A 21,002-nucleotide genomic window follows, 5' to 3' on the forward strand; every position below is an offset into this window, starting at 1 on the left:
GCATCCAACATGACGCCCGGAGAAATCGTCTCCGAACTCGACAAATACATCGTCGGCCAGGATCGCGCCAAGCGCGCCGTCGCCGTCGCGCTGCGCAACCGCTGGCGCCGCCAGCAGGTAGCCGAGCCGCTGCGCCACGAGATCCACCCCAAGAACATCCTGATGATCGGCCCCACCGGTGTGGGCAAGACCGAGATCGCGCGCCGCCTGGCCAAGCTGGCCAACGCGCCCTTCATCAAGATCGAGGCCACCAAGTTCACGGAAGTGGGCTACGTTGGCCGCGACGTCGACACCATCATCCGCGATCTGACCGAGTACTCGATCAAGCAGACCCGCGAGCTGGAAATGCGCCGCGTGCGCACCCAGGCCGAGGACGCCGCCGAAGACCGCATCCTGGACGCGCTGGTGCCGCCGGCCCGCGGCGTGTCGGGCGAGCCCGAGCGCGGCGAGGACAACAGCGCCCGCCAGACTTTCCGCAAGCGCCTGCGCGAAGGCAAGATCGACGACCTGGAAATCGAGATCGAAGTGGCCCAGGCCGCGCCGCAGATGGACGTGATGACGCCTCCCGGCATGGAAGAAATGGCCGAGCAGCTGCGCGGCATGTTCGCCGGCCTGGCCCGCGACAAGACCAAGCCCAAGAAGATGAAGGTGCGCGACGCCTTCAAGCTGATCGTCGACGAGGAAGCCGCCAAGCGCATCAACGAGGAAGACCTGCGCACCGCCGCCATCAACAATGTCGAACAGAACGGCATCGTCTTCCTGGACGAGATCGACAAGATCGCCGCCCGCCAGGAAACCGGCGGCGCCGACGTGTCGCGCCAGGGCGTGCAGCGCGACCTGCTGCCGCTGGTCGAAGGCACCACGGTGAACACCCGCTACGGCATGGTCCGCACCGACCACATCCTGTTCATCGCCTCGGGCGCCTTCCACCTGTCGCGCCCGTCCGACCTGATCCCCGAGCTGCAGGGCCGCTTCCCGATCCGCGTCGAGCTGGATTCGCTGTCGGCCGAGGATTTCGTGCGCATCCTGTCGTCCACCGACGCCTCGCTGACCAAGCAGTACACCGCGCTGATGGCCACCGAGGGCCTGGAGCTGGAGTTCACCGAGGAAGGCGTGCGCCGCCTGGCCGAGCTGGCCTACGACGTCAACGAAACCACCGAGAACATCGGCGCCCGCCGCCTGTACACGGTGATGGAGAAGCTGCTGGACGAGCTGTCGTTCGATGCCACCTCCACCAGCGACAAGACGGTGAAGATCGACGCCGCCTACGTCAACGCGCAACTGGCCGAAGCGGCCAGCAGCCAGGATCTGGCGCGCTACGTGCTGTAAGGCCGGGAGCGGCCCAGGCCGTTCCCCAGCCGTTCAACGAAAAGCCCGCCGCGATCGCTAGCGGCGGGCTTTTTTCTGCTTGCGAGTTCTGTTTGATAGCTCTGTTGGCGAAGGGTCGCCCACAAGCGGGCCTGGCCCCGCTCAATTACTGATCGCCGTCACCACATACTTGCCATCCTTGCGCTCGGCGGTGAACTTCACCTTGTCGCCGGCCTTGATCTTGGCCAGCAGCGCCGGATCGGCCTCGTACACCAGCGTCATGGCCGGCAGGTCCAGCGCCTTGATCGCGTCGTGCTTGATGGTCACCTTGCCGGCGGCCGGATCGACGCGGCGCACCTCGCCGCTGGCGTCGGCCTGCTGGGCAAAGGCCAGCGGCGTGGCCAGGGACACGACCGCCATCGCGGTGGCGATCGCCATGGGGGTGGCGTATCTGCGGTTGAAAGCCATGGACTCATCCTCCTGTAGCAACGAAAGCCTGCGCCGGACCGAGGCCGCGAACGCGCTTTCCACAATGCTAGGATAGCGCCCGCACGCAACAGTTCCCCACCGATTACGCAACAATTCCGACGTTTGTTTGCGGCGCGCCCCGGCGAACCCGGCGCGGGCTTACCAAGCCGTCGATTCCCTAACGCTTCGTCACCGACTACAGGAGCCGCCATGGCCAACCGCCTATCCGTCATCGCCACCCGCACCGGGGACGACGGCACCACCGGACTGGGGGACGGTTCCCGCTGCGCCAAGGATGCGCCGCGCATCGCGGCGTTGGGCGACGTGGATGAGCTGAACAGCGCCATCGGCCTGCTGCTGACCGAAACGCTGCCGGAAGACGTGGCCAAGGATCTGCTGGCGATCCAGCATGATCTGTTCGACATGGGCGCGGAGCTGTGCATACCGGGTCATGCGGCAGTGACACCGGCACAAATCCTGTGGCTGGACGAACGGCTGAAGCACTACAACGCGCAGCTTCCGCACTTGCGCGAGTTCATCCTGCCAGGCGGCTCCCGTGCCTCAGCCCAGGCGCATGTGGCGCGCACGGTTTGCCGCCGCGCCGAACGCGCGGTGGCGACTCTGGCGCACGAAGAGGCCATCCATCCGCCGGTGCGGCAGTATCTGAACCGGCTGTCGGACCTGATGTTCGTGCTGGCAAGACATGTCAACCACGCGCAAGGTCGGTCCGACGTATTCTGGGCCAGCGCGCATTCCCGGCAGAAGCCCTAAATACGCGCCTCGCCAGCGCCACAAGGCACACACACCATGGCCATGCTCTTCTGAGTCGCGAAGACAGACGCTTACATGTGACGACGCCACCTGCAATCTCTGGAAAAAAACTCACGCCATGATTGCGGCATAATTACAGAATACTGGGAAACAGGGCTGAATGCCGGCAGGCTGCTCAAGGGTCATACAAGAATGAGTATCATTGTTACTGGTGGGGCCGGTTTCATCGGTTCCAACTTCGTGTTGGACTGGCTGCAAGCAAGTCGAGAGCCCGTCATCATCCTGGACAAGCTCACTTACGCCGGCAACCCGGAGAATTTCGCTACGGTGAGGAACGACCCCGCGCATCAACTGGTGCAGGGGGATATTGGTGACGCTGAATTGGTCAGCCGCCTGCTGGCAGAGCATGCTCCCCGGGCCATTCTCAATTTCGCAGCCGAATCCCATGTCGATCGCTCCATACACGGGCCTGGCGAATTCATTCAAACGAACATCGTCGGCACGTTCCAGCTGCTGGAAGCTGTCCGCGCATACTGGGGAAGGCTGACGGGCGCAGCCCGTGGTGCATTCCGATTCCTGCACGTTTCAACGGACGAGGTCTATGGCTCGCTAAGACAAGACGAGCCGGCGTTTACGGAAGCACATCAGTACCAGCCCAACAGCCCTTACTCCGCCAGCAAGGCCGCCAGCGACCACCTTGTGCGCGCATACCACCATACGTATGGCCTGCCGGTACTTACAACCAACTGCTCGAATAACTATGGCCCGTATCATTTCCCCGAGAAACTGATCCCTCTGGTCATTCACAACGCGCTCGCTGACAAGCCATTGCCGATCTATGGCAATGGCCAACAGATCCGGGATTGGCTATACGTCAAAGATCATTGCAGTGCGATCCGTCGGGTCCTCGAAGATGGGCGACCAGGAGAGACGTACAACATCGGCGGCTGGAACGAAAAAACCAACCTTGAGGTCGTTCACACGCTTTGCACGTTGCTTGATGAACTCAGCCCCCGAAAGGACGGGCAGTCGTACCGCCAACAGATCACTTTCGTAAAAGACCGCCCGGGTCATGACCAGAGATATGCAATTGACGCATCCCGTCTGGAACGCGAGTTGGGATGGAGGCCGGCCGAGACTTTTGAAACGGGTATTCGCAAAACGGTACTGTGGTATCTGTCCAATCAGAACTGGGTGGAACGAATCATCAATGGGACTTATCGAGAGTGGATTTCCAAACAGTATTCCGCCTGACTCCCGCGAATTCAGCGTGCCTTTTTCAGAACCATCAATATCAGAGCATCAGGACAAAGGCGAAGAACCTGCAGCACTCCAGATCCAATGCCGTCCATTTTAATTCTTCAAGATTGCTGTTTGCCGTTACGCAGCTACATGATTAAGAAAGGTGCCGTGTGAGCCGAACAGCAGCGATTCTCTTGTGCACATATGATGGCGAAAGTTATCTGCCGGCACAACTGGACTCGTTTGATTCCCAAACCTACTCAAATTGGATAGTCCACGCGTCTGACGACAGCCGGGGATCCGGTACAAGAGCAATACTGGAACAATACCGCCAGAAATGGGGTCCGGCGCGCATGTCCATATGGCGAGGCCCTCAAAAGGGTTTTGCCGCGAACTTCCTGTCTCTGGCCTGCAACCCTTCAATCGACGCGGATATCTATTTCTTTTCTGATCAAGATGATATCTGGAAGCCTGCGAAAATTGACCGCGCGGCACGATGGCTGGCGAGCATACCTGACGATGTACCTGCCCTATATTGCTCTCGGACGCAGCTGATCGACGAACACGGCAACTCCCTCGGATACTCCCCGCTCTTCAAACGTCAGCCTTGTTTTGCGAACGCGCTAGCCCAGAACGTAGGTGGCGGCAACACCATGGCGTTCAACAGGGCCGCCAGAGACCTGCTTGTAAAAACCGGTCCACACACTCAGATCGTCGCCCACGATTGGTGGACCTACCTGCTGGTCAGCGCCTGCGGCGGCCACGTCCACTATGACGGCTGCCCATCCATTCTCTACCGACAACATGGCGGCAATCTGATCGGCGCAAACAAGAGCGCGAGGGCGCGCCTGTATCGCCTGAACATGCTCCTGAAGGGGCATCTCAAAGCGTGGAACGACACTCACATTGAGGCGCTCATGCCACATCAATCCATGATGCCGCCTGAAAACCGTGCCAAATTGAATTGCTTTTCCCAAGCCCGCAATCGCTCGTTTTTTCCACGCGTATGGGGAGTTTTGGGATCAGGCATCTGCCGCCAGACCGTAATGGGCAATATCGGCTTGGCCGCCGCAGCCCTGTTCAACAGAATTTGAGGCCAAGATGCGATCAGTTCTTTTTGGCAAGGATGGCCAGGTCGGCCGTGAACTTCAACGCGCCCTTCTCTCCTTTGGAGAACTCATCGCGCTGAACCGCGCCGACTGCGACTTGCAAGATCAGGAGGCCATAGGCAACATTTTGTCCAGGCATTCTCCAAGCTTGATCGTCAACGCGGCAGCCTATACCAATGTCGATGAGGCTGAACAGCACGAGAACGCTGCTTACGTTGTGAATGCGCACGCGGTCGGCGCCATGGCCCGGTACGCCCGGCGTACTGGCAGCCTGCTCATTCATTATTCCACCGACTATGTGTTTGACGGTCGTTCGGCCACTCCCTATTCCGAACAGGATCTCACTACCCCCATTAATGCCTACGGCCGTTCGAAACTGTCTGGGGAACAGGCGATTCTTGACGAGGGATGCAATGCGCTAGTATTCCGGACCAGTTGGGTATATTCCCGATATGGGCGGAATTTCCTGAGCACCATACTTAGAGTGGCCGCCGAACGCGATACATTGAGAGTTGTCGACGATCAGCATGGTGCGCCCACTTCCGCTGAAATGATCGCGGATGTCACTGCTCTCGCCGTCTCGGCATACCGCTCCGGCACTTTGGCAACTGGCCTGTACCATCTCACTGCCAGTGGCGAAACGAGTTGGCACGATTTCGCTCGGCACATCATTGATCGGGCGAGCACGAACGGCGCCATCCTGAAACTGACCGCCGACGAGGTTCAGCCCATCCCGACGGCGGACTATCCGACTCCGGCGCGGCGCCCGGCCAATTCCCGCCTGCATACCCGGAAACTGGCTGAAAGCCTGCGAATCCAACTACCGCATTGGGCAGTACACGCCAACCGAACTATTGATCAACTGACGCATCTGGAACAGCACTCGTGAAACGCAAAGGCATCATCCTGGCAGGCGGCTCCGGCACCCGCCTGCATCCAGCAACGCTTGCCATCAGCAAACAATTGCTGCCCGTCTTCGACAAGCCGATGATCTATTACCCGCTTAGCACGCTGATGCTGGCCGGCATCCAGGACATTCTTATTATCTCCACGCCCCAGGACACGCCGCGATTTGAACAACTACTCGGCGATGGCAAAAAGTGGGGCCTCAACCTTCAGTATGCCGTGCAGGAATCGCCCGACGGTCTGGCCCAGGCGTTTCTCATCGGCGAGCAGTTCATAGGCAATGATCTGTCGGCCTTGGTCCTTGGCGACAACATTTTCTACGGACATGATTTCCACCTGTTGCTGAATGCCGCCAATCAACGTCCCAACGGCGCCAGCATTTTTGCCTACCATGTACACGATCCTGAACGCTATGGCGTCGCGGAATTCGACGGGGATGGCAAGGTACTGTCGCTTGAAGAAAAGCCCCAGTCTCCGAAATCAAACTACGCAGTGACTGGTCTGTACTTCTATGATCAACAGGTTATCGATATCGCCAAGAGCATAAAGCCCTCCGCGCGCGGCGAGCTGGAAATCACCGATGTCAACCGCGCCTATCTGGCGCGCGGCAGCTTGTCCGTGGAGATCATGGGCCGCGGCTATGCCTGGCTCGACACCGGAACCCACGCTTCATTGCTGGAAGCGGGCCAATTCATCGCGACGCTTGAAAAACGGCAGGGGCTGAAAGTGGCATGTCCGGAAGAAATTGCCTTCCGTCAGGGGTGGATTGGCGAGGCAGAGCTGGAGTCGCTGGCAGCCCCTCTATCCAAGAACGGCTACGGTCAGTATTTGCAGCGGCTATTGATCGAAAAGGTCTATTGATGAAAGTCACCAAACTCGAACTACCGGAAGTTCTCCTGATAGAACCTCGCGTGTTTGGTGACGATCGCGGCTTCTTCTTCGAAAGTTACAACGACCGGGATTTCCGCTCCACCATTGGCGTGGACTGCGAATTCGTCCAGGACAACCACTCGAAATCCACCAAAGGCGTTCTGCGCGGCCTGCACTACCAGATACAGCAGGCTCAGGGCAAGCTCGTCCGCGTCGTGCAAGGGCGCGTATTCGACGTGGCAGTCGACCTGCGCCGATCTTCTCCGAACTTTGGGAAATGGGTAGGTGCCGAACTGAACGAAACCAACAAGCATCAGCTATGGGTGCCTGCCGGCTTCGCGCACGGTTTCATCGTACTCAGTGAAACAGCGGAATTTCTATATAAAACCACGGACTACTATGCGCCGGAACACGAACGTTGCATTCTCTGGAACGATCCCGACCTGAACATCCGCTGGCCCATCGATTTTGTACCGCAGTTGTCCCAAAAGGACCTGCAAGGCCAGCGATTCGCCAATGCCTGCGTATATGACTAGTTTCAAGTCTGGCGCGACGCCGACTGCGGTCAAGGCGTCCGTCATCATACCCACCAAGAATCCGGGGGAGATCTTTCGCCGCGTTCTGCCTGCAGTGCTCTCGCAGGAAACCGGCTTCAGCTTCGACGTCCTGGTCATCGATTCGGGTTCTAAGGACGGCACGGTCGAATTTGTGCGCGGCGTTGAGGATCAACGCTTGCGTCTCATGGAAATTTCGCCGTCCGAATTTGGCCACGGCAAGACGCGCAATTTGGCCGTTTCGCAAACCACCGGCGAATACGCAGTGCTCATCACTCATGATGCACTCCCGTACAATCTGCATTGGCTTGCTGCCATGGTGGCCCTGGCCGATTCAGACCCCCGAATCGCCGGCGTGTTCGGGCGCCATTGTGCGTACCCGGAGGCCAGCCCCTACACCAAACGCGATCTGGACGGGCACTTTGGCAATTTTGCCGGACAGCCCGTGGTCTGGCTCGACGACAAGGCCCGCTATGACCGTGACGAGCCCTACCGCCAGCGCCTGCACTTCTTCTCGGACAACAACGCGCTGGTGCGTCGATCCGTGTGGGAACAGATTCCCTATCCCGATGTCGATTTTGCCGAGGATCAGATCTGGGCCCAGCAAATCATCGAAGCCGGATGGAAAAAGGGCTATGCGCATGATGGCCTGGTCTACCATTCGCACGATTTCGCCTTGTTCGAAAAACTGCAGCGCAGTTTCGACGAATCGCATGCGCTGTATCGTTTGTTCGGCTATGTCTTGTCACCAAGCGCCAAGCACATGCTGCGCACCTGGCTGGGGTCGACACACAACGATCTCGTCTATGCGCGTGTCGCCGGCTTTCGTCGCAGCCATTTCGGTACTGTGGCCAAGATGCCGCTCCACAACCTGATGCGAGCAATCGGGCACTACCTCGGCTCACGCGCCCAACGATTACCGGAGTGCGTGCGCAATTGGCTTTCTCGGGACCGGCGCATGATGCATGGATTGCCAACATCCGGCTGGCGAACAAGAAAAACGCAACCATGAAACATATATTGCACAAGGCGCGAGCAGCGTGGCGCTATGGCCGCACTCACGGTCTCAAGGCGTTGCGCCAGCGCATCCGGCAAGAGTTCAACAGCCAGGCCCTGATGGGCAGCCCGGTGTTCGCCAAGGCGGAAATTGTCCGCGCCTACGGCTTCGTGGTGGAACATCCCGTCGGGGCACCGTATCGCCCCGGCATGGCGTCTCCCAACACCGTGAACTGGTTCATTCCCCAGGTCGGCCGCGGCTCTGGCGGACATTTGAATATTTTCCGTTTCATCCGCAATCTTGAACATCAGGGATTCGACTGTCGAATCATCATTTCCGGCGGACCGCCGACACTCGATCCCAGGGAAGTCGAACGGGAAATCGCCGATTGGTTTTTCCCGCTGAAAGCCAAGGCCTATATCGGTTCCGACAGCGCGCCGACCGCCCACATTTCGATCGCTACCGCGTGGCACACCGCATACGATGTCCGCAACTTTCAAACGACGCGGCATAAATGCTACTTTGTGCAAGACTATGAGCCCTGGTTCTTCCCCGCGGGCTCACTGGCAACCTTCGCGGAAGAAACCTACCGATTCGGATTCACCGGGATCACGGCCGGCACGTGGCTGGCCGACATGCTGCATAGAGACTTCGGCATGACCACGCACGCCGTGAGCTTCTCCTATGACCGGGAACTCTATCGCGTCCTCCCAAGAAAGAACCCTGAAACAAAGAACATCTTCTTCTACGCGCGTCCAAATACCGCCCGGCGCTCGTTTGAACTGGGCGTGTTGGTACTCGCCGAAGTCGCCAAGCGCCACCCTGACGCCATCGCAGTGCTTGCCGGTGCGGACCTGAGCGGCTATGAAATCCCGTTCAAACATACCAATCCAGGCATCGTCGATCTGGCAGATCTGCCGGCCCTGTACGCGCAATGCGATGTCGGCCTGGTCCTGTCCTTCTCCAATCTGTCGTTGCTGCCGCTCGAGCTCATGGCTTGCGGCGTTCCCGTGGTCAGCAACCGCGCGCCTTGTACCGAGTGGCTGCTCTCTGACGAAATCGCCCTGCTTGAACGTCCTACCGTCCTGGCCCTGGCCAATGCGATCTGCACTGTCCTGGAGAATCCACAGGAAGCACAACGCTTGCGCGCAGCAGGATTGAAAGCCAGTGCGGCGACCGATTGGGCGGCGGAAGGCATGAAAATGGGCAAGGTACTCCAAACCTTGGATGCCGCATCGGAACCGTCCGCCGGACAGGAGTCCCTTGCGTGAGCGCATTGAAAGACACTCGCTGCGCCGTGCTAGGCGCGGGCGGATTCCTGGGTACGACGCTCTGCCAGCGCCTGCGTGGCCAAACAGCCGCGCTGCGCGCGTTCGGGCGCCGCCAGTCCTTCCCCGACGCGTTGCGTGGCATCGAATGGCTGACGGGCGACTTCGCCGACATTCAACACGTCAAAGAAGCCATTCGCGGGTGTGACACCGTTTTTCACCTCGCCAACGCCACGACGCCGGCCAGTGCCAACCAGGACAAGATCGCCGATTTGCAATCCAACGTCGCCTCGACGCTGGGATTACTGGATGCGTGCCGTGACCTGGGCATCAAGCGCATTATCTTCATTTCGTCGGGCGGCACGATCTACGGTCTGCCCAAGCAGGTACCCACGCCGGAATCCGCACCCACCATGCCGATTACCGCGTATGGCATTTCCAAATTGTCGATCGAAAAATACCTGGCGCTCTATGAGTACCTGCATGGCATCGAGTATCGTGTACTCCGGGTGGCCAACCCCTTTGGTCCCTACCAGACGGCAATCAAGAGTCAAGGCGCCATCGCCGCCTTCATGCAACGCTGCCTGGACGACGCGCCGCTTCAAATCTGGGGGGATGGCTCTGTCGTCCGGGACTATATCTACGCCGACGACGTCATCGATGCGCTGATCCAGGCAGTCAAGCACGAAGGGACATCCCGTGTGTTCAACGTCGGGGCAGGCCATGGCCGCAGCCTGCTGGACATCATCCAAGCCATCGAGTCGGTATCCGGACGCTCGCTTGCCGTGGAGTTCCTGCCCAAACGCGACATGGATGTTCCATGCAGTGTTCTGGACACGTCGCTCGCCGCGCAGGAGCTAGGCTGGCACGCGAAGACGCCTTTTCCGGAAGGCATCAGGCAGACGTGGGCGTGGATCAGCAATCGACACCTCATCAAGCACCATTCCTGAATGATGGCTCCTATCCTGAAACCTCGCGCCGCTCTCCGCCGCCTGCGCACGCTCTCGCAACATCATGGGGGAATATGGGCTGCGCTGCGAAAGGCCATTCGAGCATTCCGGACCAATGGCATCGCCGGCTTGCGTGCGGGGCTCCGCCCGCCCCCTCTCCCCAGCCTGCCACCTGGCCGCAACCGGCCGGACGATGCCGATGACCTGGCGATAGAGGTGCCATTCAACTATTCACCGCATATCAAGTCTCAGCGGCTGTGCGCCATCATCCACGTTTTTTATCCCGACCTGTGCGCGGAAATCATCAAGTACCTGGAGAACGTGCCCGGCGGAATCGACGTATTCGTTTCGACCACATCGGACACCAAGCGCAGGGAGATCGAAGACCATTTCACGGGTTTCACCAAGGGCGCGCTGGAAGTACGAGTCTTCGAAAACCGCGGGCGCGACATCGCTCCCAAGCTGGTGGGCTTTCGAGATGTCTATGACCGCTACGATATAGCCTTGAGCCTGCACACGAAGAAATCCCCTCACGGCGGTTCGCCGCTAGAGGGCTGGCGGCACTATCTATATGAACACCTGCTCGGCTCGCCCCTCATCGTGGCCTCCAATCTGGCCCTGTTGCAATCGGGCACCGTCGGCATGGTGTTTCCGCAGCATCTGTTCTATCTCAGGCCGATCTTTGCGTGGGGCGCCAACTATCAACGCTGCCGCGACCTGCTGGCACGCACAGGAACCGGGATCCATGAAGGGATCTATCTTGAGTGCCCCACTGGCTCGATGTTCTGGTGCCGGACGGATGCCTTGCGAAAACTGCTGGAACTCGATCTGCAATTCTCGGATTTTGACGACGAGGCAGGCCAGATAGACGGCACGCTTGCACACGCCATGGAGCGCGCCTTTCTGTACGCCGTGGAGGCTCAAGGCTATACCTGGGCCAAGGTGTCCCGTCGCGATCTCTACCCATTACCGCATACACTGCTGCCGATCAACCGGCCCAATGACATTGCACCATCTTTGCAATTGGTGCATCGTCCGTTGCTGCAGCCGACGGCGTCCTTTCACTGAACCACACTACTCATCTGGCTTATGTTCATCCGCCTATTTGCCAACGCCCTGAGCGACATCAGCGCCGGCATGAAGCGTCTGCCCCTGGTCGCCACCCTGGGATGGCAGGACGTCCGTCAACGCTATCGACGCTCCATGCTCGGACCATTCTGGCTGACCATCAGCATGGGAGTCATGATAGGTACCATCGGTCTGGTTTTTGGACAGATTTTCAAAGCACCCACCGAGGAATATCTGCCGTTCCTCGCCGTCGGACTTATCCTTTGGGGGTTCATTTCGACTGCATTGACCGAGGGCTGCACCAATTTCATCCAGGCCGATGCGATCATCAAGCAATTGCCCATCCCTCTGATCGTCCATGTCCTGCGACCAATCTGGCGTAACGTGATCATCCTCGCGCACAACTTTGCGATCTTCCCGATCGTGCTGTTCGTGATGGACAGGCCCGTCACAGAGACCATCTGGCTGGCCCTGCCCGGCTTCCTCCTGCTGCTGTTGAACCTGACCTGGCTATCGACGGCACTGGGCGTGGTGTGCGCCAGGTATCGTGACATCCCGCAGATCATTGCAAGCTTGATGCAGGTCGTCTTCTATCTGACGCCTATCATGTGGCTGCCAAACCTGCTGCCGGAGCGCGCTGGCATGTACATGCTCACGTTCAATCCATTCTTCCATTTGATCGAAATCGTCCGCGCGCCTTTGCTGGGCCAACTTCCCAGCACCCAGAATTGGCTGGCAGCATGCGGCCTGGCCGTATTCGGCTGGACTCTGACTCTCGCCCTCTATGGGCGGTACCGTCGTCGTATCGCCTACTGGCTTTGACGCTCACTCATTGCAGTTATAGAAATCCATGGCTTCAATCGAATTCGACCGTGTCTGTGTCGACTTTCCCATCTACAGCGCGAGTTCCAGGTCCATCAAGAAGCGTATTTTTCAGGTTGCGACGGGCGGGCAGATCAGTGCGGACGAGAATGGCCGCATCACCGTGCGAGCGCTGGAAAATCTGTCCTTCCACTTCAAGGATGGAGACCGCATCGGTCTGCTTGGTCATAACGGTGCAGGAAAGAGCACACTGCTTCGCCTGCTCAGTGGCGTCTATTCGCCGTCGAGTGGCTCGGCAAGAACCGTAGGCGAAATCGGTTCCTTGATCGACATCGGCTTCGGAATCGACGCAGAATCATCGGGGCGTGAGAATATTTTTCTGCGAGGGTCGCTGCTGGGCCTATCCCGTGCACAGATCAAGCAGCATATCGATGAAATCATTGATTTCTCGGAGCTTGGCGCTTTTATCGACATGCCCTTGCGCACGTATTCCGCCGGCATGCATCTGCGTTTGGCCTTCTCTGTTTCAACCGTGATTCGCCCCGAAATCCTGTTGATGGATGAATGGCTGTCGGTAGGCGACGAGAGCTTCAAACACAAGGCCGAAGCTCGCTTGAACAACCTAGTCGCATCTACTAACATATTGGTCCTTGCGAGTCACTCGAAGAGTTTGATCTGCCATACCTGCAATCGGGTCATTTGGCTGGATCATGGAAAAATCAGGATGGATGGCAACGCGACAGACGTCGCGGACGCCTACTTCGGCCAATAACGGCACTTGCGCGCTCTACTCGATCCTCAACACTCATTTTTATGCCCCCCCTTGCCAAGGCAAAGCGCTTGGCCGCCCGCCTACTCGGCCGGCTGCCAGGACAGCCCGCCGCCATGATCGGCCATAGAGTCGATCCGACGATTGCCGCAATTTTCGATGCGTATTGGTATTCACGGCACGCGCCCAAGCTTGCCGAGGGAGAAGACCCGCTACGCCACTATTTGTCATCCGATCCTGCCGAGCAATCGGATCCACATCCGCTGTTTCACGGTCGCTGGTATCTGCGCAACAATCCCGACGTAGCGGCCAGCGGCCTCAATCCGCTTGCACACTACGTCAACTATGGCGCAAAGGAAGGACGAGCGCCCTGCGCTTACTTCGACGGAGCCTGGTACTCGGCAACCTACCTGGGAGCGAGTCCCCGGACCAATCCGTTGCTGCATTTCATCCAGCACGGCGCCCAGGCTGGCCATCAGCCCAACCCACACTTCAATACGAAGTGGTACGTCGAGCATCACCCGGAAGCAGGAGCGGCCGACACTGACCCGTTGAGCCACTACATCTACCACGGCGAGCGCCGAGGCTTCTGGCCCAGCCCTGAATTCGACCCGGCCTGGTACATCAGTTACTACCCGGACTCCGCGCTTTGGCCCCAGGGTCCCTTTTCCCACTATCTGCTTTTTGGACAAGCCGAAGGGCGCGCCGGCCATCGGGCAACGGACCACGACACGGAAACCGTGGCGCATTCGCCGGATCATGCTGAACCCCCCGCCACGCTGCTCGACCTGTTCGATGCCGCATGGTATCGCCGGCAGGTGCCGGACCTTTCCCTTCAATCGGATCCGCTGGAACACTACCTGTCGGAAGGGGCAAAGAGAGGACTGGACCCTCATCCTCTTTTCCACACGCAATGGTATCTGTCCCGCTACCCGGATGTCGCCGAATCCGGACAGAACGCGCTTGAACACTACGTCCTCTACGGCGCTTCGGAACTCCGCGATCCGTCGGAGTACTTCGACGTACAGCAATACTGCACGGAATATGCCGCGCTGATTCCCGCCGGTGCAAATCCGCTGGTGCATTTCCTGCGCCACGGCGCCCGCGCAGGCCTGAATCCCAATCCCTATTTCGATACGCGCTGGTATCTGAGCCGATACCAGCGCGTCACCCAGTCGGCCTTCAACCCGCTCGTTCACTATCTGATCGAAGGGGAAAGGCTGGGCTATCTGCCCAGCCCTGAGTTCGACCCTGTACGATATGCGCAAACGCATGCCGACACCCTCAACTGGCGCTATGGTGCGCTTTCGCACTACCTCATATTCGGCAGGTATGAGGGCCGCATGCTTTCCCCCCCCGAACCCGCCAGCCCAGTCCAGCCGGCCGCCAGCCCGGTCGTTAACGACGTACCCGACATCGTGGTCGACGAACCTCTGGAGGATATGCGCGCGCGATTGCCAGAGGTGGAACCCCAGCAGAACCCAACGCCAGAACCTTCGAGCGATCCGGCAAGATCGACTTCAACGCCAGCCACCAGCGGCCACATGCCAAACGTCTTGCCGGCAGGGCCAGTCCTGAGTCATGATCACGGCAATCCGCTCGGCACACTCGCCGAGCTGTTCGACGTCAACTGGTACCTCGCGCACACTGACGATCCCGCCGCCCGCCGAAATCCGCTGGGACACTATCTTCTGGCCGGCACGGCGCAAGGATTGAATCCTCATCCCCTGTTTCATACGGCTTGGTATCTGGCAACGTATCCGGATGTCGCCGCCAGCGGAATCAACCCGTTCGCACACTATGTCGCCAACGGCGCACGCGAACTGCGCAATCCGTGCCGGCTCTTTGACGCGAAATGGTACGCCGAACGCTATCCCGACGTGCCCGCCGACCATGGCAATGCGCTGAAGCACTACTGCACGCACGGAGCCAGGGAGGGCCGGGATCCTCATCCTCTCTTCAATACCAGGTGGTATCTGGATACCTACCCGGAGGCGCTCGAGTACGGTTTCGATCCGCTATCCCATTTTCTCCATCACGGAGAATCGGCAGGCTATGCCCCAGGCCCCACGTTCAACCCGGAATGGTACAAGCTGCGCCACCCCGATCTGGTTCACTGGCCCGACAGCCTGCTAGCGCACTACCTTGCATTTGGCATGGCTGAAGGCCGCACCGCAGCGCCCGGACCTCTGGATTTTCAATCCGAGACCGAATTGCGCAACGCCATCGCGGCGGCGGCGCCGTCGCGCGAAAGCCTGCAAGCAACAATACGGTTGCCGGTGACCGGCCTGCGATCGCTGCGGGATGCCGCCGGAGATGCTTATCCCATCGTCCTGCAAGATCGTGCCCAGCAGGCGGAAGGCGTGACCCGGATCAAGAGTTTTCCCGGATTGGCCTACGTGGCCAAGCTGGACCATGCGGTGCTGCTAGCCGGCACCCGCTACATGATTGCGCGCGACCACATCATCCACGATGAGGTTGCCGCATATCAAGACGAGCCTGCCGCCGCGTTGAAATACTATCGCGCGGCCTTCTGGAACAACCGCAAGGAAGTCTTCTTCGACTTCGCGCTGCGGCCGAATCAGGAAATCGCGACGGGCATCAATTTGATGCACGAATACTCAAACAACTATTTCCATTTCGTCGCAGAAACGTTGCCCCGTCTGGTCCTGGCCGATGAGGCCGGGCTGCCCGACGACTTGCCTTTCCTGGTGGAACGGCAGCTGCATGAAAACATGCTGAAGTTGCTTGAATACGCGAACACGAGCACCTGTCCGGTGCTGTTCCTGGAGTCGGGCACCATGTACCCCGTGCGCACGGTGTATCAGCCCTCCGATGTCACTTCAGTCGTCGATGCCTACAATGGCGGGCCGATCGCGCGTCAGTCCTTCCTCGACGTCGGGCGCATCCGAACCGCGATTGACCGATGCAAGGCCCGGTTTCCCATCAAGGCGCCGGGACGCAAGCGCAAAATATACGCGGGCCGAAGCGGCAAGATCCGCAAACTCACCAACCAGGTCGAGCTCGAATACGAACTGGCCAGGCGGGGATTCGAAATCCTGCGCACGGACGAATTCAGCCTGGAAACACAGATCCAGATTTTCCGGGACGCCGAGATCATCATTGCGCCTACAGGAGCCCAGATAACCAACATCGTCTGGGCGGACCCTGGCACCCGCCTCATCGTGCTCGCCTCGGACCATCCCAGCCACCAGCTGTATCTGTGGGAATTGCTTGGCCGCGTATCACAAGCTCAAGTCGAATTCGTCATCGGCCCGCGCGCCTACGTCCGTGACGATCGCTACAGCGTTCACGACGACTATTCGGTGAATGTGCAAGACGTACTTACTCGGCTCGAAGACACACAAGACATACCAACCCAGCTCGACGCCAGCGCATAAGGCAAGATTCACATGCATGATCAACCGTACGAATCACTTGACTCCGTCATCGAACTAGTCGATCTCAGCAAGATTTCCGATCCACGCGGCAATCTGACCTTCATCGAAGGCAATCGGCATGTTCCCTTTGACATCAAGCGGGTCTACTACCTGTACGACGTTCCGGGTGGCGAGATGCGCGCCGGACACGCGCACCATCAGCTGCAACAACTCATCATCGGCATATCCGGGAGCTTCGATCTCGTCCTGGACAACGGCTACGAGCGTCGCACGATCACATGCAACCGCCCCTTCCGCGGCGTGCTGATGAAATCGCTCGTATGGCGCGAATTGAACAACTTCTCCTCCGGCGCCGTGTGCCTGGTGCTCGCGTCGATGCCATACGAAGAGTCTGACTACATCCGAGATTATCAAGACTTTCTCAAAACCGTCGAACAGAGACGACTGAAATGATCCCCTTCTTTGACATCCACGCCACTCACGCAGCAGTCGCAAACGAGCTGAAAGACGCTTTTGCCCGTGTGCTGGCAAGCGGCCACATCATCATGGGCAGCGAGCTTGAAAAGTTCGAGACGGAATTCGCGGCGTATTGCGGGGTCAAGCACTGCATTGGCGTTGGCAATGGCCTGGACGCTCTGGCGCTGGCCCTGCGCGCCCGGGGCATAGGCCCGGGCGACGAAGTCATCGTACCGTCGCAGACCTTCATCGCAACGTGGCTGGCCGTCAGCATGGTGGGCGCCACGCCAGTCCCCGTGGAGATCGATCCCGGAACATATGGCCTCGATACGAGCCGCATTGCGGCCGCGCTTACCGCGAAAACGAAGGGCATCGTGCCGGTTCACCTATATGGCGCACCGGTGGACATGAAGGGGATCAGCGATATCGCGGCGCGGCACGGTCTCTTCGTCCTGGAAGACGCCGCGCAGGCGCATGGCGCCCAATATCTTGGCCGCCGCGCTGGCGCGCTGGGCGATGCCGCCGCCTTCAGTTTCTATCCGACAAAAAACCTCGGCGCACTGGGCGACGGCGGCGCGATCGTCACCAATGACGATCGCCTGGCGGCAGATCTGCGCCGCCTGCGCAACTACGGTTCCAACAAGAAGTACGTGCATGAAGTCGCGGGCGTCAATTCCCGGCTCGACGAACTGCAGGCGGCATTCTTGCGAGTCCGGCTTCGTACGCTGGATAAGGAGAACGATCAGCGTCGCGCCATCGCCGCCCGCTACACCGAAGGTCTGCGGACCCTCCCCGGCATCACGACGCCTGTCTCCGTCGCCGGCGCCGTGCCCGTCTATCACCTGTACGTCATCCGCAGCAAGCAACGCGATGCTCTGGCGGCATATCTGAACGAACACAAGATCGGCTGCCTGGTCCACTACCCGACGGCGCCTCACATGCAAGCAGCCTACGCAGAGCTCGCGCTGGCGCTAGACAGCCTGCCCCTGGCACGAGCGGCAGCGGCGGAGACCCTGTCCCTGCCGATGTGGCCCGGAATGTCCGAAGCGCAAGTCGACACGGTCATCGACCGCATACGCCAATTCTGCGCGCAGTAACGAACCCATGAGCCTCCCCGTTTCCGTCATCGTTCCTATCTTCAATCAGGGAGACTATGCGCTTCGGGCCATCGACAGCCTGTGCGCGCAGACTTACGACAATCTTCAGATCATTGTCGTCGATGACGGATCCAGCGACGGCAGCGCCAAGCGCGTCCGGCAGCATTTCGGCGCGAAGATCACGCTGCTTGAACAGGAGAATGCCGGCCCCAGCGCGGCGCTCAACGCGGGCTTGCGCATCGCGCAAGGGGACATCATCGCGCTCATGGGCGGCGACGACATCGCCACGCAAGATCGGATCACCCATCAGGCAGCCATTCTCGGCACCGCGAATTGGGACGTGGTCTTTTCCAAGCCCCAGCTCATCAATGAGACAGGCGCCCCGATCCGGGATGGGCTCTATCCGGTTTTTTTCCAGCCCCCCCGCGAATCCAACTTACTGCGCAGCCTGTTTTTCGACGACAACTATCTTTGCGCCCCTTCCGCAACCATGCGGCGCAGCGTGATCGATGCCGTCGGCCCCTTCCACGAGGGGCTGATCCAACTTCAGGACTACGATTACTGGTTGCGCGCGGCGGGTCAAGGCTATCGGCTGGGGCTGTTCGACCACCGCATCGTCGCCTATCGTCGCCACACCGGCAATTTGTCGGCCGCGACGCGGGACCTGGCCACACGCACCGAAATTCCCATCGTCCTGGAAAGCGTACTGCAGACGGCGCGGCCCAGCGTTCTGCGACAGACCTTCCCGGAGTTCACGCAACCGGTCGCCGATCCCGAGGCTCCGTTGAACCTGTTCGAACAAAGCGCGGTATTGCTCGCCCACCCAAGGCAGGAAGTCAAGATGCGTGGCCTGACGAAGGCCATCGCCTTTGCCAAGGACACGCAGGGCGCCGCCGCCGGCACCAAGCCGCACCTGTTCCGCTACATCTACAACGCCGGCAACGCCATCCGTTGAATCCGTGTATGGGCTTGCCCGACGCGCCGGGCAAGCCCGGAAAAGACGTCATTTCCCTTGCGACAGCTCCCTTGAACGGAAAACGGAATCTCGATGTCCGCCGATGCCACCAGCCTTCTTGCCCGCGTCCGCCTCCTAATGGTCGGATCCGACAGCGCGTGCGCGACGCAGGATGAACGCTTGCCCAGGCGGTACTTCGCACTGTGCATTGCGCTCTATGTCTGCTATCTGCTGGCCATGCAGCCTGCGCTATTGCTCGACGGCGAAATGTGGGCCGAAATGGCCACCAACTACTATGCGAACGCGCAGGCGCCATCGCTGGTCGCACGCCTCATGTCGACCGACGCCGGCTATATCCCCTTGCCACAGCGCCTCCTCGCCTTGCTGTTTCATGCCCTGGCGCTACCCGCCTCCAGCATTCCATACGCCTACAGCTGGACCGCGATCCTGCTCACCGCGGCCATGGTGGGGAGCTTCTGCCTAGGTCCGTTCCGACGCGTCGTGCAAAGCGACGGCCTGCGCCTGCTGGTCGCGTTGAGTGTCCTCGCCCTGGCGGACTACGAGACTCGCACGTTCATCAACTTTACGTATTTTGCGGCTTTCTTCATCTTGATCCTGTCGGCACTGGCGCTGGTCAGTGACAAGATGGATGCTCCGCCCGGATGGGCATGGCTCACCCCGGTTCTCATGATATCGAAACCGGCCGTCGTGGCGACATTGCCCGGCCTGCTGCTGGCCGCGATATTGGGAAGAGGCCGGCGCTATCGATGGCTTGCGGCAGCATCCGTGGTCGCCTGCTGCGCGCAGGCGGCGCAGATGCTGCTTAGCCGCGCCAATGGCGCCTTCGCCACGCCGACCACCACAAGCCTGCCAGAAAAACTGTACATCGGTATCGAGTACGCATTTGGCTACCTGGGCGTATTCACGAGCGGCCGGCCAATGCGCGCCGGATTCCTCCATCCGGGCATGTATGGCATGGCGATCGCCGCGTTGCTGGTCGCGCTCATCCTGTTCCGCAAGCGCCGTGCAAATGCCCTGATTCCGATCGGCGGCCTGGCCATTGTCTTCACCACGCTCCTGAATGCGCTGGCGTTCGGCGATAGCTGGACCGCCGATCTGCCTCATCTGGCAAGTTCGTCCATCTACCGGCACGTCATCGTCATTTTCTTCGGCGTCACCCTCATCATGGCGGGCCTGTTCGCCAATATCTTGCCGACCGCCCCCCCAAGCAGCGGACCGCGGCGCCACACGGCGCCAGCCTTGTTCGCATGCTGGCTGATCGCGGCTGGCTGGACATCCCAGGCAGGCCGCTTGAATCAGCAGCCGCAATTCCCGACGATCAACGCTTCATACTGGCAGGCCCAGTCCTACCGGATCGATAGCGGCGCCCCCGTCTGCGTGCCTATCAATCCAATCGGGTGGGCATACCTGCGCGGCTGCTCGCCGTTGGTCCAGGAACTGTCCTGGGGCGGGCATTCCCTGAATTTTCAACCCATCTCCTTCTCCTCCGGGATGGGTCGTCTGACGATCCCCATACCCGAAGCCGCCTTGAACGGTCGCGGCATCCAAGCCCTGGCCATTGCCGTAAAGCCGACAGTGGCACGGGAACAACCGTTCGCCGCGCGCATAGTGCTGACGCTGAAAGACGAAAGCGTGCGCTATCTAACTGGCGCGATGCGTCTCAAACCCGCTGGCGCGCTGCTGTTGATCGACGCGTCCCCCCCTGTCCTGGCGAACCAGATCGCGGCGGCGGAACTGCAAACGGATGTGCCCGTGGAAGTGGCGCGGAAGGCGCCTTCCGGGGACGCTCCGCCAGCCCTTATTTGGTTCGGCCAGTGAACGGGAGTGGCGTCATGGGGGGCAGCCAGAAACCGCGTCGAGCTTTCCCGCAACCGTGGGATTGCTCGCGTCTGCGCCAGCCCACGCACATGACGGTACATTCACTTCTCCACTAAAATAGACGCCTTTTCGCCAGGATTCGCCCACATCGC

19 protein-coding genes are annotated in these 21,002 nt (G+C 59.9%); 18 read left to right on the top strand and 1 reads right to left on the bottom strand.

What is annotated here, in order from left to right; genetic code table 11:
* A partial coding sequence (gene hslU, locus ACEU5R_RS12790; RefSeq protein WP_392410443.1) for an ATP-dependent protease ATPase subunit HslU occupies positions 1-1,329 on the top strand: 1,329 nt, incomplete at its 5' end.
* Positions 1,330-1,470: 141 nt separating this feature from the next.
* On the opposite strand, the gene ACEU5R_RS12795 is transcribed toward hslU, so the two are convergent.
* Complete coding sequence (locus ACEU5R_RS12795; protein WP_103271605.1) at positions 1,471-1,776, bottom strand: copper-binding protein; 306 nt, start codon at positions 1,774-1,776, stop codon at positions 1,471-1,473.
* Between the two features lie 210 nt (positions 1,777-1,986).
* On the opposite strand from ACEU5R_RS12795, the gene ACEU5R_RS12800 reads away from it, so the two are divergent.
* The 17 genes from ACEU5R_RS12800 to ACEU5R_RS12880 all read left to right on the top strand — a co-directional run bounded on the left by ACEU5R_RS12800 (position 1,987) and on the right by ACEU5R_RS12880 (position 20,850).
* Positions 1,987-2,547, top strand: a complete 561-nt coding sequence (locus tag ACEU5R_RS12800) for a cob(I)yrinic acid a,c-diamide adenosyltransferase (RefSeq protein ID WP_103271606.1) — start codon at positions 1,987-1,989, stop codon at positions 2,545-2,547.
* 192 nt (positions 2,548-2,739) lie between these two features.
* A complete protein-coding gene (rfbB, locus tag ACEU5R_RS12805; RefSeq protein ID WP_103271607.1) occupies positions 2,740-3,801 on the top strand; it encodes a dTDP-glucose 4,6-dehydratase in 1,062 nt (353 codons plus the stop codon).
* A gap of 158 nt (positions 3,802-3,959) precedes the next feature.
* On the top strand, positions 3,960-4,883 hold the full coding sequence (locus tag ACEU5R_RS12810; protein ID WP_392410444.1) for a glycosyltransferase family 2 protein: 924 nt from the start codon (positions 3,960-3,962) through the stop codon (positions 4,881-4,883).
* A 7-nt stretch (positions 4,884-4,890) separates the two neighbouring features.
* Complete coding sequence (gene rfbD, locus ACEU5R_RS12815) at positions 4,891-5,787, top strand: dTDP-4-dehydrorhamnose reductase (protein ID WP_103271609.1); 897 nt, start codon at positions 4,891-4,893, stop codon at positions 5,785-5,787.
* Positions 5,784-6,665, top strand: coding sequence for a glucose-1-phosphate thymidylyltransferase RfbA (gene rfbA / locus ACEU5R_RS12820; protein ID WP_103271610.1), 882 nt, complete (start codon positions 5,784-5,786; stop codon positions 6,663-6,665). The genes rfbD and rfbA overlap by 4 nt, the downstream gene beginning before the upstream one ends.
* Positions 6,665-7,210, top strand: a complete 546-nt coding sequence (gene rfbC / locus ACEU5R_RS12825; protein ID WP_158658301.1) for a dTDP-4-dehydrorhamnose 3,5-epimerase — start codon at positions 6,665-6,667, stop codon at positions 7,208-7,210. Before rfbA ends, rfbC begins: the two co-directional genes overlap by 1 nt.
* Positions 7,203-8,240: a glycosyltransferase family 2 protein gene (locus ACEU5R_RS12830; RefSeq protein WP_103271612.1), complete on the top strand. Its 1,038-nt coding sequence runs from the start codon at positions 7,203-7,205 to the stop codon at positions 8,238-8,240. Before rfbC ends, ACEU5R_RS12830 begins: the two co-directional genes overlap by 8 nt.
* The gene (locus ACEU5R_RS12835; protein ID WP_233772633.1) at positions 8,153-9,496 is read left to right on the top strand and encodes a glycosyltransferase family 4 protein; all 1,344 of its coding nucleotides are present in this window, start codon (positions 8,153-8,155) and stop codon (positions 9,494-9,496) included. Before ACEU5R_RS12830 ends, ACEU5R_RS12835 begins: the two co-directional genes overlap by 88 nt.
* A complete protein-coding gene (locus tag ACEU5R_RS12840) occupies positions 9,493-10,443 on the top strand; it encodes an NAD-dependent epimerase/dehydratase family protein (RefSeq protein WP_392410445.1) in 951 nt (316 codons plus the stop codon). The genes ACEU5R_RS12835 and ACEU5R_RS12840 overlap by 4 nt, the downstream gene beginning before the upstream one ends.
* Positions 10,444-11,511 (top strand): rhamnan synthesis F family protein, encoded by a 1,068-nt coding sequence (locus ACEU5R_RS12845; RefSeq protein ID WP_392410446.1) that lies wholly within the window; start codon positions 10,444-10,446, stop codon positions 11,509-11,511.
* Positions 11,512-11,532: 21 nt separating this feature from the next.
* Positions 11,533-12,333, top strand: coding sequence for an ABC transporter permease (locus ACEU5R_RS12850; RefSeq protein ID WP_103271616.1), 801 nt, complete (start codon positions 11,533-11,535; stop codon positions 12,331-12,333).
* A gap of 28 nt (positions 12,334-12,361) precedes the next feature.
* A complete protein-coding gene (locus tag ACEU5R_RS12855; protein WP_103271617.1) occupies positions 12,362-13,105 on the top strand; it encodes an ABC transporter ATP-binding protein in 744 nt (247 codons plus the stop codon).
* Positions 13,106-13,173: 68 nt separating this feature from the next.
* Complete coding sequence (locus ACEU5R_RS12860) at positions 13,174-16,503, top strand: glycosyltransferase family 61 protein (RefSeq protein ID WP_392410447.1); 3,330 nt, start codon at positions 13,174-13,176, stop codon at positions 16,501-16,503.
* A 12-nt stretch (positions 16,504-16,515) separates the two neighbouring features.
* Positions 16,516-16,956, top strand: a complete 441-nt coding sequence (locus tag ACEU5R_RS12865) for an FdtA/QdtA family cupin domain-containing protein (RefSeq protein WP_103271619.1) — start codon at positions 16,516-16,518, stop codon at positions 16,954-16,956.
* A complete protein-coding gene (locus tag ACEU5R_RS12870; protein ID WP_103271620.1) occupies positions 16,953-18,056 on the top strand; it encodes a DegT/DnrJ/EryC1/StrS aminotransferase family protein in 1,104 nt (367 codons plus the stop codon). The genes ACEU5R_RS12865 and ACEU5R_RS12870 overlap by 4 nt, the downstream gene beginning before the upstream one ends.
* Positions 18,057-18,063: 7 nt before the next feature.
* Positions 18,064-19,011, top strand: coding sequence for a glycosyltransferase (locus ACEU5R_RS12875; RefSeq protein ID WP_103271621.1), 948 nt, complete (start codon positions 18,064-18,066; stop codon positions 19,009-19,011).
* A gap of 93 nt (positions 19,012-19,104) precedes the next feature.
* The gene (locus tag ACEU5R_RS12880) at positions 19,105-20,850 is read left to right on the top strand and encodes a hypothetical protein (protein WP_392410448.1); all 1,746 of its coding nucleotides are present in this window, start codon (positions 19,105-19,107) and stop codon (positions 20,848-20,850) included.
* Positions 20,851-21,002: the final 152 nt, after the last annotated feature.

This window comes from Achromobacter sp. 413638, assembly GCF_043119405.1.
Taxonomy (GTDB): Bacteria; Pseudomonadota; Gammaproteobacteria; order Burkholderiales; family Burkholderiaceae_B; genus Achromobacter.